The organism is Micromonospora sp. II (genome assembly GCF_001709195.1).
GTDB classification, from domain to species: domain Bacteria; phylum Actinomycetota; class Actinomycetes; order Mycobacteriales; family Micromonosporaceae; genus Micromonospora; species Micromonospora chalcea.
Genome location: NZ_LYXF01000052.1, coordinates 1 through 17,844, shown reverse-complemented (window position 1 = coordinate 17,844; position 17,844 = coordinate 1). Strand labels below are relative to the sequence as shown.

General features: G+C 72.1%; 10 protein-coding genes. 7 read left to right on the top strand and 3 right to left on the bottom strand.

Annotated features, from left to right (window positions below):
- Positions 1–1,124 (bottom strand): non-reducing end alpha-L-arabinofuranosidase family hydrolase (locus A8711_RS23045; protein WP_069089300.1); only part of this gene is annotated, 1,124 nt, incomplete at its 3' end.
- Between the two features lie 306 nt (positions 1,125–1,430).
- On the opposite strand from A8711_RS23045, the gene A8711_RS23040 reads away from it, so the two are divergent.
- The 7 genes from A8711_RS23040 to fxsT all read left to right on the top strand — a co-directional run bounded on the left by A8711_RS23040 (position 1,431) and on the right by fxsT (position 14,560).
- Positions 1,431–3,476 (top strand): hypothetical protein, encoded by a 2,046-nt coding sequence (locus A8711_RS23040; protein WP_233607865.1) that lies wholly within the window; start codon positions 1,431–1,433, stop codon positions 3,474–3,476.
- Between the two features lie 10 nt (positions 3,477–3,486).
- Positions 3,487–5,748: a hypothetical protein gene (locus A8711_RS23035; protein WP_069089298.1), complete on the top strand. Its 2,262-nt coding sequence runs from the start codon at positions 3,487–3,489 to the stop codon at positions 5,746–5,748.
- Positions 5,749–6,021: 273 nt separating this feature from the next.
- Positions 6,022–6,195: a hypothetical protein gene (locus A8711_RS32505; protein ID WP_166456745.1), complete on the top strand. Its 174-nt coding sequence runs from the start codon at positions 6,022–6,024 to the stop codon at positions 6,193–6,195.
- A gap of 6 nt (positions 6,196–6,201) precedes the next feature.
- The gene (locus A8711_RS23030; protein WP_069089297.1) at positions 6,202–8,505 is read left to right on the top strand and encodes an FxsB family cyclophane-forming radical SAM/SPASM peptide maturase; all 2,304 of its coding nucleotides are present in this window, start codon (positions 6,202–6,204) and stop codon (positions 8,503–8,505) included.
- The gene (locus tag A8711_RS23025) at positions 8,493–9,308 is read left to right on the top strand and encodes an aminoglycoside N(3)-acetyltransferase (protein ID WP_064448828.1); all 816 of its coding nucleotides are present in this window, start codon (positions 8,493–8,495) and stop codon (positions 9,306–9,308) included. Before A8711_RS23030 ends, A8711_RS23025 begins: the two co-directional genes overlap by 13 nt.
- Positions 9,309–9,437: 129 nt before the next feature.
- Positions 9,438–10,628, top strand: coding sequence for a TIR-like protein FxsC (locus tag A8711_RS23020; RefSeq protein ID WP_064448829.1), 1,191 nt, complete (start codon positions 9,438–9,440; stop codon positions 10,626–10,628).
- Positions 10,625–14,560 (top strand): FxSxx-COOH system tetratricopeptide repeat protein, encoded by a 3,936-nt coding sequence (gene fxsT / locus A8711_RS23015; RefSeq protein ID WP_069089296.1) that lies wholly within the window; start codon positions 10,625–10,627, stop codon positions 14,558–14,560. The genes A8711_RS23020 and fxsT overlap by 4 nt, the downstream gene beginning before the upstream one ends.
- On the opposite strand, the gene A8711_RS23010 is transcribed toward fxsT, so the two are convergent.
- Both A8711_RS23010 and A8711_RS23005 read right to left on the bottom strand, forming a co-directional pair.
- Entirely contained in the window at positions 14,538–15,458 is a 921-nt protein-coding gene (locus A8711_RS23010) for an alpha/beta fold hydrolase (protein WP_069089295.1), read from the bottom strand. The genes fxsT and A8711_RS23010 overlap by 23 nt on opposite strands.
- A 41-nt stretch (positions 15,459–15,499) precedes the next feature.
- The coding region (locus tag A8711_RS23005) for an NACHT domain-containing NTPase (RefSeq protein ID WP_069089294.1) at positions 15,500–17,844 on the bottom strand (2,345 nt) is incomplete at its 5' end.

Below are 17,844 nucleotides of genomic sequence, written 5' to 3'. Positions count from 1 at the left end.
ATCGGCATGCTGGAGCGGTAGATCTTGCCGTTGTCACCGGCGAAGAACAGGTACATGTTCTGGTCGTCGGCGATCAGCGTCTGGTCGATCGGGCCCGTGCCGGAACCGGAGATGCTGCCGGTGAACAACGGCTGCGCCGACGACCACCCGTTCGGGTTGGTGGGGTCGTTGGAGGTGCGGTAGGAGAACGCGGTCGGTCCCCACTGGTACGCGAGGACCCAGATGTTGCGCGGCGCGAAGTAGAACAACGTCGGCGCCACAGTGCCCGACGACATCGCGTTCTGCGAGGCCGAGGCCATCTGTGACCAGTTGGAGAACAGGCCGAAGTTCATCGACCCCCACGACGACCCGGTGTCGTGCGTGGTCGCGTAGACCAGGTGCTGCCCGTTGTAGGGCACCACCGTGAAGTCCTTCAACGACACCCAGCCCGACCGCGGCTGCGCCAACGCGCCCGTCGACGACCACCGGTACGACGACGGCAGGTTGCACGTGCCACCCGGCGGCGGCGTGGTGGGAGGCGGCGTGGTGGGGTTGCCGCCACCACCGTCGACGCGGACGAGCTGCCACTGCTGGTTGGCGCCGTTCCAGTCGTCGTACTGGACGATGTTTCCGCCGTCGGCGGTCGAGGCGCCCTGCACCTCCACCACCTTGTTGCTGTTGCGGTTGATCAGCCGGACGTATCCGCTGTCGGAGTCGGCCAGCCGGAACTGCTGGTTGGTCCCGTTGGTGTCGGACCACTGCACGATGCTGCCGCCGTTGGCGGTCGACCAGTTGTAGACGTCGAGCACCTTGCCGGACAGCCGGGACTTCAGCCGGTAGTAGCCGCCGCCCGAGTCGACGAACTGCCACTGCTGCTGGTTGCCGTTGTTGCGGGACCACTGCACGATCCGCGCGCCGTCGTTAGTGGCCAGGTTGTAGACGTCGAGCGCCTTGCCACTGTTGCGATTGACCAGGACGTACCAGGCGTTCGTGTCGACGCTCGCGGCTGCGGCGGGCGCGGACACGGCCGCCACGGCGGCGGCGCCGACGAGGACCGCGGCAGCGCCGGTCGCGACGACTCGCGGCATCCAGCCGCGCCGTCGCGGGGGCGACACCGTCGATGGGGATCTACCAAAAGCAAACATGTTCCTCCCTCAGATCACACTTGTGAGCGCTAACAATTAGCGCTGGCGCACTGACCTCACACCCGGCCTGCCACGCGGCCGTCCGCGCCCGCTCGGCGACCCATCGCTCCCGCCGCCCCGTGCCATCGACTGTGAGCGATAACACGCCGTTCGTCAAGTCGTAACAGTCGATGGAAGGCGGGCGCGTGACGTTACCGGCCCATGTCAGCTTCTCGACCCAGCACTACCGCTGCCCGCACCACGGCTCGACAGTGCACACGGCTGGAGGGGGTGGGGGAATTGGGGCAGCCGGCGAACGAATCCGTCATGATCCGGGACTGGTTCAGCGTGCCGCGGGTGTCCGCCGAGGACCGGGCCGCGATCTTCGGCGTACGCACCCAGGACCCGCGGGTGGAGTTCGTCGCGCTGACCGTCAAGTACTGGCTGGACGCGCACGCCACCCGGTCGATGACCCGCGAGCGGGTCCTGACCGCGATGAGCGGGCGCATCACCGCCGACAACGTCTGGGACCTGGTCGCGATGCTGGCGAGACTGCGGCTGGCCGAGGCGTTCTTCGACCTGGCCGCCTCGGACGTCGACACCGACGGCGCGTTCCGCCGTCTCCTGCTCGGCCTCGACCCCGCGCTGCTCGACGCGATGCGGCACTACGCGGCCTGGAACGGGATCAACCCGAAGCTGTTCCTCGACGGGTTCGCCGTCGGCGTCGGGGAATCCGTCGCGACGGTGGTGGTCGACCTCGGCAAGCTCGTGCAGTTGATCGGCCGCCTTCAGCAGGAACAGTTCACCACGCTCATCGTGCTGACGGTCGACCCCCGCGCCGGTGTGCAACGCATCGCCGACCAGGCCACCGTCGTACGCCAGGCGCTGGCCGGGATCGTGGCCGCGCTGGACCCGACCACCGTCCCGGATCGGCTGCTGGCGCTGTGGCGCGGCTGGGCGGCCGATTTCGCCCGCCACCTGGAGAACCTCGACCCGTTCGCCGCCGGCCGGCTGCTCGGCCGCGTCGCCGGTGACCTGTACCAGGTGCTCACCGGCCTGGTGCATCTCGCCCGGCTGCTCGGCGGCGTCGCGGTGCGCGCCGCCGTCCGGTACGTGCCGCTGCTGCTCGCGGGCGCCCGCGAGGCGCGCCTGCTGACCGCCCAGATGGCCGCGCTGCTGGTGGCGATCGGCCGGGCCGCGATCGCCGCCACGCCCCGGGTGGGGCTGGCCGTCCTGCGCACGCTCTTCCCGCCGAAGGTGCTCGACGCGCTGTTCCGGCAGGGCCGGGTGCTGCTCGCCGACGCCGAGCTGACGTTGAGCGTGTTCAACCAGGCGGCGCACGCCGAGGCGTTCGCCGGCGCCGGCGCGGGCACCCGGCTCGGCGCGCTGGTCAGCCTCGACGGTCGGCCGGTGCTGATGGCGAGCATGTCGGAGACGGTGTCGTCGGCCGGCCGGGCGGCGACCCGGGCCGAGCTGAGCGAGGCGCTGGACGAGATCATCAAGCGGGTCGAGGACCTGCGCGAGCTGAAGCCGCCGAAGACACCCCGGGACGTCCAGGCCGCCGTCGTGCGCGCGGCCATCGCCCGGCAACTGGAGCAGCGGCTGACCACCGCGTTCAACCGGGCGCTCCAGACCGCCGCGTACGAGGAGTTCCGCGCGTTGCGCAAGGCCGGGCAGGCGCAACCGTGGCGGCTCGGCCAGCAGGTGCACCGGCGGATGGCCGCCGAGGTCGCCCAGCTCGTCGGCCGGTCACCGGGCCTGGAGGCGTTCGCGGAGAAGTCACTGGCGACAGTGGTCGAGGCGGTCCGCACGGCCCACCCGGAGCTGGCGCCCGCGCTGCGCGGCTCCGACGCGGTGCTGCGCCAGACCGTCGCCCAGATGCTGCTCGGCCACCCGGACCGGGATCTGCTGCTGCGCCTCGTCGGCTTCACCGGCAACCCGGCCGCGACCGGGGCGGAGAAGGCCCTCGCCGGCCACCTCGCCGAGCGGTTCCGGTGGAAGGCCTCCACCACCGTCGGGGACCTCCGCTCCGACCTGCTGCTCGTCGACCCCGAGGCGGCCCGCGTCACGAACGTCGACTGGACCTCCTCGACCAAACTGGAGCGCTTCGAGAAGACCTGGGGCACCGTCGCCGACGACCTCGGGGAGACGTTCGACGGTCGCTGGGAGGCGATCGCGGAGGCGTACCAGCGGGCCGCCAAGGGCGGGGTGCCGGCGGAGGTCGCCGCCGGTCTCGAAGAGCTGACCGCGCACGCCGTACGCGAGACGGTCGTCCGCCAGGCCGCCCTCAGCCAGTTGTTCCCCGGATTCTTCGTCACCTCGCACGAGATGACGTACCAGGGGCTGCACTCCCTGTTCACACTGCCGCTGTAGAGGAGCACCGATGGGCAGAGTCGTCGTCGCCGACGCCGATCCGGCGACGCTTGGTTTCAGCACCGCGCATTCCGACAGGTACGTCTACTCCAACTACTTCGTACCGGTCCGGCTCACGTTCGGCGGTGGCGAGACGCCCATCCTGCCGTTCTACGTCAAGCAGGCGCTGATCGAGGCGATCCGCTACGGCGGGCTCGACGGCGACCGGCTGCCGCACCTGCTCAAACAACTCGGCCTCTACGACCTGTGGAAGGCCAACGAGATGGACGCCGCCACCGAGGCGCTGCCCGGCGCCGACTCGGGCATGTCGTACCGGGAGCCGCCGGCGCGACGCCAGACGCTCCTCGGCGACCAGCAGGCGGAGTTCCTCGCCGGCCTGCTCCAGTCCGACGTCGGCATCGCGTTCCTCGACCGCACCCGGATCCGGCCGGTGGGCTTCGCGCTCGGCGAGCACGTCTACGCGCTGGCGCTCGCCCCCGGTGAGGAGGCCGTGTTGGAGCAGCGCACCTACACCAAGCGCGAGCTGACCCTGGAGGAGCAGAACGAGTCGGAACAGCAGACCGACGTCGAGCTGACCAGCGCGCTCACCACCGAACTCCAGGAGGGCTTCGAGCGGCAGAAGTCGCTCACCGACACCTGGGGGCTCAACGCGAGCCACACCGGCCAGTACACCAGCCCGACCGGCATCTGGGGCACCTTCAACGCCAGCCACACCATCGGCTTCGCCACCAGCGTCACCGCGGCGAGCCAGGAGACGAGCCGCCGCGCGGTCAAGGACAGCCGGACCGCCACCTCGAAGGTCGCGGCGCGCTACCGCACCCAGCACAAGACCGACTTCAAGCTCGTCACCGAGACGGGCACGGAGTCGTCCTCGAAGCGCACCGTCCGCAACCCGAACCGGGCCACGCCGATCACGCTGCACTACTTCAAGGTGCTGCAACGGCTGGAGCTGGCCCACGAGCGGTACGGCGCACGGGTCTGCTGGGCCCCCACGATCAAGGACCCGGCGCTCGCCTTCGCCCAGAAGATCACCAGCGGGCGGCAGCGGATCCGCGACAACGCGGTCGCCGCGCTGCCCCCGATGCCGGTGAAGCCGGAGCGCCCGCCGCGTGGCGCGCCCGCCGCGGTGGAGACGCGCGTCGTGTACTCCGCCGTGGTCACGCTCGACAAGTGGGGATTCACCGGCGACATGAGCGCCGACTACGACATCGACGTCCCCGTCGACGCCGGCTGGGAGTGGGACGGCAACGTCGACACGATCCGGCAGAACCTCAACCTGATCACCCGCCGCCCGCCGACCGCCATCGCGGCCCAGGTCGTCGGTGTGCCGGTGGTGACGGAGGCGGACGGCCGACCAGTCCTGCGCGTCCGCATCCATGTGGGCGCGGCCAGCTGGCTGGGCGGTCCCGGCGCGCAGGCCCAGATCGCGGCCGGGTTCCGGCGTACCCCGACGGTGGTGGACCAGACCGCCGACGACGCGGCGTACAACGCGCTGGTCGCGGGCTACCTGACCGATCTTCAGGAGTGGCAGGACCGGCGCGACGAGGCGCTGGCGGCGGCGGAGACGGCGGGGGACGAGTTCGAGGCGCGGCTGCGGGCCGGCTTCTCCCCGGTCAACGAGATGGTCTCGCAGATCGTGGAGGCGCACTTCCCGGCCAGCGTGCGGGACGAGGCGTGGGAGATCGACTTCTGGCACCGGGTCTTCGACTGGGAGCGCGCGTCGTTCGTGGCGTACCCCGGGTGGTGGTCCGGCGGCGACGCCCGCGCCCCGGAGCGCGACCCCGGCGACTTCGTCAACGCCAGCTGGGCGAAGCTCTACCTGCCGGTCCGGGCCGGCATGGAGCTGGCCGCGCTGCGGTGGATCTTCGGGAAGGTGGTGGCGACGCGCCTGGCGCCGGAGGTGGAGCGGGAGCTGGAGGCGTTCGTGGACGAGCTGACGGCGTACCGGACCGGCCACCTCGGCAGCGGCGACGAGATGCCCGAGCTGAGCACCGAGTGCCAGGACGTGCCGGAGCGGGTGTACTGCCTGGCGAAGTGGACCGAGTTGATGCCCACCGACGGCACCCACCTGGAGGTGGTGCAGGGCGCCACCACGGCGGCCGACGAGGTGACCGCCAAGGAGATCAGCGACGCGGAGGCGCTGCGGGCGGCGCTGCTCGACGGCGAGGTGCAGACCAACCGGCTGCGGACCAGGGCGTACGACCAGATGACCGAGCCAGCCGACGTCGACATCCACCTCGGCACGCCGTCCGGGAGCGGCCCCACCGCCTGAGCCGCTCGTCCACCCCGATCCCTCGCCTGACCAGGGGATTGGGGTGGACGATTTCTGGCAAAGTCTGAACTTTCGATTCGTGGCCTAGATGGGTAAAAAGGCGCATAATTGATCCCTTACGCTCGCTCCCTCGGGGCGACGACGACGCCGGCCGGCGAACCGTCCAAAAAGAACCGTCTCCCACCGGTGGGTCGATGGCGCTGGATCCCTAAAGCCACTAGGTTGGCCGTCGCCGCTGTGCTCGGCCGGCATTCACAAACCTAAGGAACACTCATGACGACCGCACCCTTGCGCCAGGATGAGCCCCCGGTCTCGCTGGTCAGGGTCCGCGCGGAGCCGCTCGACCGGCTTTCCGCCGCGGACATCTCCCCCATCGTGCGCCGGGTGATGGCGGCTCACCTCGATCAGACCCGGATCCCGGCGGCGAAGTTCTCGTCGTTCATCTGATCCGCGATGGCCCCGGGGCCCGCCCGCGCGGCGCTCACCGAGTTCGTCCTCAAGGTGCACGCCAGGTGTGACCTGGCGTGCGACCACTGCTACGTCTACGAACACGCCGACCAGAGCTGGCGCCGCCGCCCGGTACGGATGACGCCGGACGTGCTCCGGGCCGCGGCCGGAAGGATCGCCGAGCACGCGGCGGCCCACGGGCTGCCGGACGTCACAGTCGTCCTGCACGGCGGGGAGCCGCTGCTGCTCGGCCCCGACGGGCTGGGCCAGGTGCTCGCCGAGCTGCGGCGCGTCATCGGGCCGGTCACCCGGCTCCGGATCGGCATGCAGACAAACGGCGTGCTGCTCTCCGAGCGGTTCTGCGACGTACTCGCCGAACACGACGTGGCGGTCGGCGTATCGCTCGACGGCGACCGGGCCGCCAACGACAGGCACCGGATCTACCGGTCCGGCGCCAGCAGTTACGACCAGGTGCTGCGCGCGCTCGCCCTGCTGCGCCGCCCGGCGTACCGGCGGCTCTGGTCCGGCCTGCTCTGCACGGTGGACGTGCGCAACGACCCGATCGCGGTGTACGAGGCCCTGCTCGCCCAGGAGCCCTCGCGGATCGACTTCCTGCTCCCGCACGCCACCTGGGACGACCCGCCGTGGCGGCCGGCCGCCGGGGACACCGCGTACGCCCGCTGGCTGCGCGCCGTCCACGACCGCTGGCGCGCGGACGGCCGACCGGTCCCGGTGCGCCTGTTCGACTCGCTCCTGTCCACCGCACGCGGCGGGCCCAGCGGCACCGAATGGCTGGGCCTCGACCCGGTCGACCTGGCCGTGATCGAGACGGACGGCGAGTGGGAGCAGGCGGACTCGCTCAAGACCGCGTACGACGGCGCGCCGGCCACCGGCATGACTGTCTTCTCGCACGCGGCCGACGACGTGGCGGCAAGCCCGCTCCTGGCCCGCCGCCGCTCCGGCCGGGCCGGTCTCAGCGACGAGTGCCGGCGGTGCCCGGTGGTCGACCAGTGCGGCGGCGGACTCTTCGCCCACCGGTACGGCGCCGGGCACTTCGACCATCCGAGTGTCTACTGCGCCGATCTGAAAGAGCTGATCGTGCACGTGAACGAGAACCCACCGGAACCCGTCCGGCTCGACGCCGGCCTGCCCGACGACTTCATCGACCGCCTCGCGGCGCCGACCGGCGACCGGGTCGCCATCGGCCGGCTCGTCGAGGCACAGATCGCCATCGTCCGCGCGCTGCTCGCCGAGGTGGCCGACCGCCTGCCGGCCGGCGGGGCCGGAGCCGACGGCTGGGAGGCGCTGACCGCGCTCGACCGCAGCGCGCCGGAATCAGTGGCCCGGATCGCGGCCCATCCGTACGTGCGCGCGTGGGCTGTCGACTGCCTCGCCGGCACCGGCACCGGTGCCCGCCAGGGGCCGGGCTATCTGAGCGCGCTCGCCGCCGCCGCCGCGCTCGACGCAGGCGTTCCGGTACGCCTCGACGTGCCGGTGCGATCCGGCCGCCTGCACCTGCCGGCGGTCGGCACGGTGCTGCTGCCCGAGGTGGGTGACGGCACCGCACGGGTCGAGACCGGCCCGGGCTCGCTGCGGGTGCGGGCCGGGGACGTGACGGTGGCCGTGAGTCCGGGCGCGGCGGGCGGGCCCCGCTGGTGGCCGACCCGCCGTCTCGTCGCACCGGACGTGTCGGTGCTGCTGGAGGACGGCGACCCGCACCGCGACTGCCACCGGCTGCCCGCCGATGACCGGCTCGACGACGCGGGCGCCGTGCGCTGGGCGGAGACGTTCGCGGCGGCGTGGCAGGTGATCCGGGACGAGGTGCCGGGCCACGCCGAGGAACTGCGTACCGGGCTGCGGGCGGTGGTGCCGCTGCGGCGCAGCGGCGACGGGGTCAGCGAGGCGTCGACCGCCCGGCAGGCGTTCGGCGGTGTCGCGGCCACGGAGACCGACGCCGGGTCGGTGGCGGTGCTGCTCGTGCACGAGTTCCAGCACAGCAAGATGAACGCGCTGCTGGACGTCTGCGACCTGGTCGACGGCACCGGGCCGATCGACATCACTGTGGGCTGGCGGCCCGACCCGCGTCCGGCGGAGGCCGTCCTGCACGGCATCTACGCGCACGCGGCGGTGGCCGACATCTGGCGCGTCCGGGCGGACCGCCAGGTCGACGGCGCGCAGGCGGTCTACCGGCAGTACCGGGACTGGACGGCCGAGGCGATCGGCGCGCTGCAACGGGCGGACGCGCTCACCCCGGCCGGCTCACGGCTGGTCCGGCAGGTGGCCCGCTCGATGTCCGGATGGCCGTCGTGACCACCGCCGTCCCGCCCGCGCACCGGGTCGACACGCTCGCCGCCGACCTGCGGGCACTCGGGCTCGGCAGCGGTGACGTGGTACTCGTGCACTGCTCCCTGCGTGCCCTCGGACCGGTGGCCGGCGGGCCGGCCACGCTGGCCGACGCGCTGCGGGCCGTCGTCGGGCCGTCCGGCACCGTCGTCGTCCCGGCGCAGACCCCCGACAACTCGGTGAGCAGCCCCGCGTACCACGCCGCGACCGCCGGACTCACCGACGAGGAACGCCGGGCGTACGAGGACCGGATGCCCGGCTTCGACCCGGCCGTCACGCCGTCGTTCGGCGTGGGCGCGTTCGCCGAGCACGTACGCCGGTTGCCCGGCGCGGTACGCAGCCCGCACCCGCAGACGTCGTTCAGCGCCTGGGGCCCCCGAGCGGAGGAGCTGATGCGCGTCCACGACCTGGACTCGCATCTCGGCGAGCGCTCGCCGCTGGCCGCGCTGGAGGCCGCCGGGGCCTGGACCCTGCTGCTCGGTGTCGGCTATTCGACATGTACCGCGTTGCACCTCGCCGAGTACCGGTTGCGCCGCCCGCCGCAGCGGCGTCCGTACCGCTGCTATGTGCTGCGCGACGGCCGCCGGGAACGGCTGGACTTCGAGGCGCCGCACCTCGACGCGAGCCCGTTCGCCGAGGTCGGAGTGGAACTCGACAGGGAACCGTTCACCCGGCGCGGCACGGTCGGGAGCGCCCCGGCACGGCTGCTGCCGATAGCCGCGGCGGTACGCGCCACGGTCGCGTGGATGGACGCCCACATCGGACGGTGAGGGCCTGGTAACCCGAGCGCAGCCTCTCTACCCTGATCGATAGACGCCGTATCGTGTCGACCGGGGAGCAGCGCGTGATCATTGACGGTTGGGGGTCAGGCGCACTACCCGTGGAACGGTCGTGTCGCCGTGACCTCTGAGCGGCCCGCGCTGCCGGGCCCGCCCTATTTCTTCCTCAGCTACGTCCCCCCGCCGACGCACAACGACCGCACCCCGGGCGACCACTGGGTCCGCCGCTTCTACCACGATCTCAACCTGGCCATCGACGGCCGGCCCGGCGACCGGTTACGCCGGCAGGGTTTCGCCGACTTCATCGTGCGGCCGCCGGAGGACCGGACGGAACGAAAACGCACCGCGCTCGCCGAGGCCGAGGTGTTCGTGCCGCTGTACTCGCCGGACTATCTCAACCGGGACGACTCGCGCCGGGAACGGGAGTGGTTCCGGCAACGGCTGATCCGGGCCGGCCGCCCGCCCGACGGCGACAACATCCTGCCGGTCCTGTGGATCCCGTCGCCCGCCGCCGTGCACGCGCCGGACCAGGCCCGGGCGGTGGCGATGGCCGCCGACGTGGACGCGTACGCCGCCAACGGCATGAGCGCGCTCTGCCGGCTGCAGAAGTTCCAGCACGCCTACAAGGAGGTGCTGGGCCGGCTCGCGCAGCACATCGTCGACACCGCCGAGCAGACCCCGCTGCAGGCGGCCGAGCCGCCGACCGGCCCGACCGACCTGCCGTCGTCGCCGACCAGCGAGGTGCCGTTCCGGGCGGTGGTGATCGCGCCCGAGCAACCGCACGAGCCGGGCCGGCTCAACGGACGATCCGACACGCACGCCGGCCGGTGGCGCCCGTTCCACGGCCGGCCTCCCGTGGTCGACGACGTGACCGACGCGGTGCAGCGGCTGCGGATGCCGATCGACGTCCGCGACTTCGTACCCGATGCCGGGCTGTTCCGGGGCTGCCCGGGCGTACTCATGATCGATCCTCGGGTGGTCGAGACGCCGGACGGTGCGGAGGCCGTCCGCGCGGCCGCCGCCTCGCTGCACCGCTGGGTGGGCGTCGTGGTCATCATCGAGGACCCGGCGCCCGGCCGTCGCTCCCAGGCGACGGTGCTGCTCGACCGGGCCATCGCGATCTTCCCGGCTGCGGCACGCCCCCTGGCGATCACCACGTACGACGACTGGCGGGCCGGGATCCACGGCCTGGTCGACCGGATGCGCCGCCGCTACCTGGAGGCGAGACCGGCCTACCCGCCGCCAGGACGGCCGATCAGCAAACCCCGGCTCTGGGAGAACCCGCCGCCCGACGAGGGAGTGGACACATGACCCGACGCGAGGGACAGGTCGTCACCTTCTACTCCTACAAGGGCGGCACCGGCCGGACGATGGCGCTGGCCAACGTCGCCTGGATCCTCGCCGCCAACGGCAAGCGGGTGCTCGCCGTCGACTGGGACCTGGAGTCCCCCGGCCTGTCGCGCTTCTTCGCGCCGTTCATCGACCGGGACGCGCTGGAGAGCACCGGCGGGGTGATCGACCTGATCCGCGAGTACGAGTGGGCGACCACCACCAAGCAGGACAAGGGCGACGACCGCTGGCACGAGCAGTACGCCCGCGTGCACAAGTATTCGTTCTCGCTGAACTGGTCCAACTTCCCCGGTGACGGGACGCTGGACTTCCTCGGCGCCGGCCAGCAGAACAACGACTACGCGGGCGCGCTCGCCGGGATGAACTGGGACGAGTTCTACGAGCGGCAGGGCGGCGGCTACTTCTTCGACGCGCTGCGCGCCGACATGAAACGCAACTACGACTACGTGCTCATCGACAGCCGTACCGGGTTCTCCGACGTCGCCGACATCTGCACCATCCAACTACCGGACGTGCTGGTCACCTGCTTCACCCTCAGCGAGCAGGGCATCACCGGCGCGGCGAAGGTGGCGCGGTTGGTCGAGCACCGCTACGGGTCGCGACGGATCCGGGTGCTGCCCGTGCCGATGCGGATCGACCCGGCGGAGAAGGTCAAGGCGGACACCGGGCGGGCGGTGGCGCGGCAGCGCTTCAGCGGGCTGCCGAGCGGGATGAGCGAGGCCGACCGGGACCGGTACTGGGCCCGGATGCAGGTGCCCTACCAGGCGTTCTATGCGTACGAGGAACTGCTCGCCACGTTCGCCGACCAACCAGGAGTCAACGGGTCGCTGCTGTCCGCGTACGAGGTGCTGGCCCGGGAGATCACCCGGGGCGAGGTGGAGTCGCTGCCGCCGATGAGCAGCGCGGTACGCGAGCGGGTGAACGCCCGGTTCACCCGTACCTCCACGTCGGTGGAGAGCGAGATCGTGCTCCGGCACGCCCCGTACGACCGGGTGTGGGCGGAGTGGATCGGCCACCTGCTGGTCTCGGCCGACGTCCGGGTGACCGACCCGTGGTTCACCGACGACGAGGTGCCCCGGACCGCCCGGGAGCTGATCATCGTCTCCGAGTCCAACGCCAACGAGGAGGCGGTGCTCGCCGCGCCGGACCGCTCGCCCGACCAGGTGCCGCTCGTCGTCTACGTGGCGGACGTACGGCGCCTGGCGAACGTGCCCGCGGCGCACACCGTCTCGGTGGCCGGCCTGGAGGCGCGGACCGCCGCCGCGCGGATCCTGCGCCTGGTCGGCCGCGAGGGGGTGCCGGCCGACCTGGAGCTGCCCACCGGTCCCCGGTTCCCCGGCCGGGACAACACCGTGTTCGAGGTGCCGGGCCGCAACAAGCGCTTCACCGGCCGCGAGGCGGACCTGCGCGAGCTGCGGACGCTGCTGCGCAGCAGCCCGAAGGTGGTGCTCTCCGGCACCGGGCCGGTGGCGTTGCAGGGCATGGGCGGCATCGGCAAGAGCCAGCTCGCGCTGGAGTACGCCCACCGTTACCGCGCCGCGTACGACATGGTGTGGTGGATCGACGCCGACCAGGTGCCGTTCATCGAGTCCGCAATCGGTGACCTCGCGCCCTACCTGGGCGTGCCGTCGTCGGAGTCGAACCGGGAGAACGCCCGTCTGGTGCTCCAGGCGCTGCGGCGCACCGACCTGCGCTGGTTGCTGATCATGGACAACGCGGACGAGATCGAGGGTGTGCTGCCGTACGTGCCGGACGGCAAGGGCCACGTCCTGATCACGTCCCGGAACCTCCAGTGGGTCGAGCGGGCCACCACCGTCCAGGTCGACGTGTTCAAGCGCGCGGAGAGCATCCAGCACCTCACCGAGCGGGTGCCGAACATGCGCGTCGACCAGGCCGACCGGATCGCCGCCCTGCTCGGCGACCTGCCGATCGCTGTCACCGCCGCCGCGGCCTGGCTCGCCGACACCGGCCACTCCGTCGACAGCTACCTCACCGAGATCGCCAAGTTCGGTCCGGGCGCGGTGATGGAGCCGAACAGCAACGTCTCGGTGGAGGCCACCTGGGAGCTGTCGCTCAACCACCTGCGCACCCGCAACCCGGCGGCCTACCGGGTGCTGCAACTCTGCTCGGTGTTCGCGCCGGAGATCTCCGCCGACCTGGTCTACAGCGACGAGTTCGCCGAAGCGCTGGTGCCGTTCCACCCGCAGGCCAAGGAACGGCTGGTCCGCCAGCAACTGGTGCAGCAGGCCAACCGGCTCGCCCTGGTGCGCGTCGACCTGCGCGCCGAGAACCCGGCGGGCGGCGAGCGGGGCCGGGGCGGCCTGGTGCTCATGCACCGCCTGCTCCAGCACGCCGTCCGGTCCCGGATGACGGAGGCGGAACTCGACGAGGCCCGCCGGCAGGTCCACCTCGTGCTCGCCGCCGCCCGGCCCGAGGGCGAGGTCGACGACCCCGACGGTTGGCCGCGGTTCCGGGTCATCTGGCCGCACCTGGAGGCGTCCAAGGCGCCGCTGAGCAGCAAGGTTGAGGTGCGGGCGCTGATGATCGACCGGGTCCGCTACCTCCAGTTGCGCGGCGACCTGGAGACCGGCCGGCGGCTCGGGCAGGAGGTCGCGCAGACCTGGGAGCAGATGCTCGCCGAGGAGACCGACCCGCGGGCTCGCGACGACCTGCGCCGGCAGTTGCTGCACCTCCAGTTCAACCTCGCCAACATCCTCGCCTTCCTCGGCCAGTTCACCGAGTCCCGGGCGCTGGACGAGGAGGTGCTGGCAGCCCAACGGGAACTGCTCGGCGAGGACCACCCGCACACGCTGATGACCGCCGGCGGGCTCGCCCGCGACCTGCGCGGCATGGGCATGTACAACGAGGCGCTGCGCCTCGACGAGATCACGTTCAACGCGTGGAAGCGGAACTTCACCGAGGAGCACCCGCGTACGCTCGCCGCGCTCAACAACCTCGCCAGCACCCAACGCCTGATGGGCGACTTCCGGGAGGCCCGCAAGAACGACGAGATGGTGCTGGCCGGGCGCCGCGCGATCCTCGGGGAGAACCACCCGGACACGCTCGCCTCCTCCGCGTACGTCGGCATCGACATGCGCGACGCCGGCGACTTCGAGCAGTCGGTCACCCGCCTGCGCAGCGTCCACCGGGAACTGCTGAACACGGCCGGAGCCGAACACCTGATCACCCTGCGGACGCAGACGAACCTGGCGGTGTCGCTGCGCGCGGCCGGGCACGCGGTCGAGGCGGGCAAGCTCCTCGAAGCCGCCTACGAGCTGCTGAACGAGCGGTTCGGGCCGGACAACCCGGAGACGCTCACCTGCCGGCTGAGCCTGTCGATCAACCTGCTCACCGTCGACCTGTTCCAGCGCGCCAGCCGGGAACTGACCGAGGTGCACCGCATCTACCAGCGCAACCTCGGCCCGGCGCACCCGCTGACGCTGGTCTGCATGGTCAACCTCGCCATGGTGGCCCGCCGCGCCGGGGACTTCGCCGAGGCCCGGCAGCTCGCCGGCCGGTCCGCCGACGCGCTCGCCGGCGTGCTGGGCAGCGGGCACCCGTACCCGCTCTCCGGCTGGATGAACCAGGGCATCTGCATCGCCGAACAGCCCGACCCGCCGGAAGGTCGGGAGGCCGCCGACATGGAGGCGCTGAGCCTGCTGCGGCGCGCGTACGACGGGTTGGTCCGGATCCTCGGCCGCGACCACACGAACACGCTGCGCTGCCAGGCGAACCTGGTGGTGATGCAGGAGCGGGTGGAGAGCGGCCGGCGCGCGGAGCTGGAGGCGGTCACCCGTGAGCTGACCTACCGGCTGGGCGAGAACCACCCGGCCGTCGAGGCCGTCCGGGAGAGCCGGTTGCAGCGGCGCATCATCGACCCGCATCCGATCTGACGGTGGCCCGCTCCACCGGGTCGGCCAGCCAGGCGAGGATCTCCGGCAGCACCTCGACCGCGCCGAAGTGCGCGCTGCGCGGCTGCACGTGCAGTTGCGCGCCGGGGATCTGCTCGGCCAGCCACCGGGTGTGGCTGGCCGGGGCGAAGTTGTCGTCGGCGCCGTGCCAGAGCCGGACCGGCATCCGGATCCCGGCCAGCGTGACGCCCCAGTCGGCGCGCAGCGCCAGCACGTCGTCGATCCAGCCGTCCGGCCCCTGGCGCAGCGCCTCGGCGTAGGCGTCGGTGAGCTGCCGGCGGATCGGCACCCCGGCCACCACCCGGCGGTCGGCCTCGGTCATCTGCTCGACCAGCAGCGCGAGCAGCGAGCCCGGATCGTCCATCGTGCGCTCGGCCCGCAGCCGCAACTGCTCGGCGAGCACCGGCACGGCGCGCTCGGCGGCACCGTAGTCACGGACGTTGGCGTCGGTCATGCCGCCGAACCAGTCCAGCCCGGCCGCCCCCGCCGGGGCGAGACCGACCAGGACGGCGGTACGCCGTACCCGCTCCGGCAGCAGCGCGGCGCAGGCCAGGGCGTGCGGGCCGCCGCCGGACCGGCCGACCACCGAGAACCCGTCCAGGCCCAGGTCGTCGGCGATGGCCGCGACGTCGGCGGCGGCGTCCGCGACCCGGCGGCCGGGCAGCCGGCTGGAACCGCCATAACCCGGCCGGTCGTAGGAGATTAGGCGTACGCCGAGGCGGTGGAGCACGATCGAGCGTGGTCGTGGACCGTTCCGGCTGCCGGGTGTGCCGTGCATCAGGAACACGGGCCAGCCGCGTTCCGCCCCGGCGATCTCGACCGCCAGATCCCTCCTTCCTGTTCGGACGATGTGCTCTCGATGCCGGGGCGAGTGTGCCAATCGGGGCCTCCGAACGGGTGGTGGCGGTACGGGTGGCGTGGTCAGACCGCCTCGGCGGCCGGGACCTGGTCGGGCTGGTCGGGCTGGTCGGGCTGGTCGGTCGCTGCGAGGACGCGCAGCGTGTCGAGGGCGGACACCAGCGAGACCTCGGCCGGCGCCCGGTCGTGCGCCCGCAGGTAGTCCACGAGCAGCCGGCACAGGCTCGCCTCGTCGAGGAACTCGTCCGGCAGCCGGTGCGCCAGCAGCTCGGCCATCGTCCGGGGCGGTATCTTCCGCCAGGCCAGGTCGCCGTACTCGGTCAACGCCATGAGCAGCCACAGCGCGGTGCGGTTGTCGACCCGCGCGGCCGCGAACTGCTCGGCCATCTCGGCCGAGACCACGCCGTCCTCCAGCGGCAGCTCCGCGAGCCGCCCCTCGATGTCGGTGAGTACCTCCCGCACCCGGGCCACGTACCGCTGCGGCAGCCGGTCGAGCCCGTGCCGCAGGATGAGCGCGTGCAGGACCGCGTGGTCGTCGGTCGTGCCGAGCGAGTCGACCAGCTCGGGGAACTCGTCGATCAGGTACGGACACGAGATGATCAGCTCCGGCGGCGCTGTCGGTGAGCTGGGCAAGCGGCTCAGCGCCACCCGGGTCAGCCCGCACACCACCTCGCGTGGCAACTGCGCGCCGTCCTCGGCGAGGCATTCCAGCAGGACCGTGGCGCTCGTGCTGGACACCGCCTCCGGGAACTCGACGGCACGCGCCCACAGCCGCCGGTAGCTGCGCTCGTCGTACAGGATCAGCTGGTGCAGTGACGGCACCGGCCAGCGGCGGGTGGCCAGCTCCACCAGGTCGGCGTGGAACCGGCCCGCCTCGAAGCTGGTCGGCGCCTGGCCGCGCCACGTCCGCGCGCCGGCCTGCAACTGGCCGTAGGTGGTGACGTCGCCGAGCAGCCGGGCCTCCTCGGCCGCCACGTTCACCTTCTCCCCCCGCCGTTCCCGCCGCAGCCCGGCGACGATCCGGCCGTCGGCGTCCCGGCGCAGCCAACTGATCATCGCGAGCTGGCCCTTCTCGTCCAGGCCCGCCCGCCACAGCCGCACCGTGGACACCCAGGTCTCGTCGTCCATCAGGTCGCTGTGGCGCACCCCGTCCGGTGACACGAGCGCGGCCAGCGCGACCAGGTTCGCGGTGTACGCGGCGAGCAACCGCACCGGGTCGTACGGCGCGGGCCGGTAGCCGTCCACACCGGCCAGGTTGGTCCGCTGCCGCGCCTCGGCCAGCAGTCCGGCGACCGTCTCCACGATCGCGTCCCGGTCCCGTGGGTGCCGGAAGGCGAGTTCCCGCGCGAAGCCCACCACCGCCTCCCGCTTGACCAGCGGCTGGTGCGAGAGAAGCGCCCGGAACTGGCCGGTGTCCAGCTGATAGCCGAACCCGGCCGGGCTGAGGGTGCGCCGCCGCAGCTCGGCCAGACTCCGCAGCGCCCCGATGACGTACTCGGCGATCAGGAAGTCGCCGATGGTGGTGTGCAGGAACTCGTACGTACGCCGGGCGTCCTCGCCCTGCACGTCGTCCGGGCCGTACACGACGAAGAAGGCGGCGGTGACCAGTTGCTCCGGGCCGAGCACGTCGCCGAGTTCGAACCGGGAGCCGTCGCCGGCCCCGGGCCCGAAACAGTCGAGGTCGGCGCGGAGCGCGGCCCGGTTCACCAGTTCCCGGTTGCGGTTGAACATGGCGAACGCGGTGATCGTCAGATCGCGCCGCAGTTGGTGTTCGCGGGCCTCCCGCTCGTGCGTCGGGAGGGCGGTCGGCGCCTTCTCGCTCACCTGCCGTCTGATGAACGCGGTGAGCAGGCCGGTGAACAGGTCGGACGATGACATGGCGCCGGGACGGCGGTCGGCCCAGTGCTCGTTGTAGTAGATGGCGAGCAGCGTGAGCAGCAAGGGCTGGCGGGCCAGCTCGCCGTGCCACAGCAGCTCGCGGGCGGAGAGCCGACGGTAGCCGGGCCGGTCCTCGTTGGCCGCGTTGACGGCGGCCAACCAGGCCGTCACCTGGGCGTCGGTCAGGTCTTCCAGCCGCACCAGCGCGGTGCCCTGCGGCACGCTGGCGCGGTCCATCACCAGCATCCGGGACGTGATGATCGGGATGACGGAGTAGCCCAGGTCCCACTGGGTCTCCTGGAACTCGGCCACCCGGTCGATGTACTGGGAGTGGGCGGTGCCGGTGACCTGGACGAGTTCGTCGAACCCGTCGAAGATCACCACCACCGTGGTGTGCTCGGTGGCCCGGCGCAGGTCCGCCCAGCGGATGCGCTCGTCCATCACCTGCTCGATCGCTGCTTCGATCTGCTCGGTCGGCGACGAGTCCCCGGACATCCGGCGCAGCGGCACCACTATCGCGGTGAACCGGC

Coding starts and splice junctions, on each gene's coding strand:
- A8711_RS23025 (WP_064448828.1), top strand. CDS start 8,493: ATGGCCGTCGTGACCACCGCCGTCCCGCCCGCGCACCGGGTCGACACG.
- A8711_RS23030 (WP_069089297.1), top strand. CDS start 6,202: ATGGCCCCGGGGCCCGCCCGCGCGGCGCTCACCGAGTTCGTCCTCAAG.
- A8711_RS32505 (WP_166456745.1), top strand. CDS start 6,022: ATGACGACCGCACCCTTGCGCCAGGATGAGCCCCCGGTCTCGCTGGTC.
- A8711_RS23040 (WP_233607865.1), top strand. CDS start 1,431: ATGATCCGGGACTGGTTCAGCGTGCCGCGGGTGTCCGCCGAGGACCGG.
- A8711_RS23035 (WP_069089298.1), top strand. CDS start 3,487: ATGGGCAGAGTCGTCGTCGCCGACGCCGATCCGGCGACGCTTGGTTTC.
- fxsT (WP_069089296.1), top strand. CDS start 10,625: ATGACCCGACGCGAGGGACAGGTCGTCACCTTCTACTCCTACAAGGGC.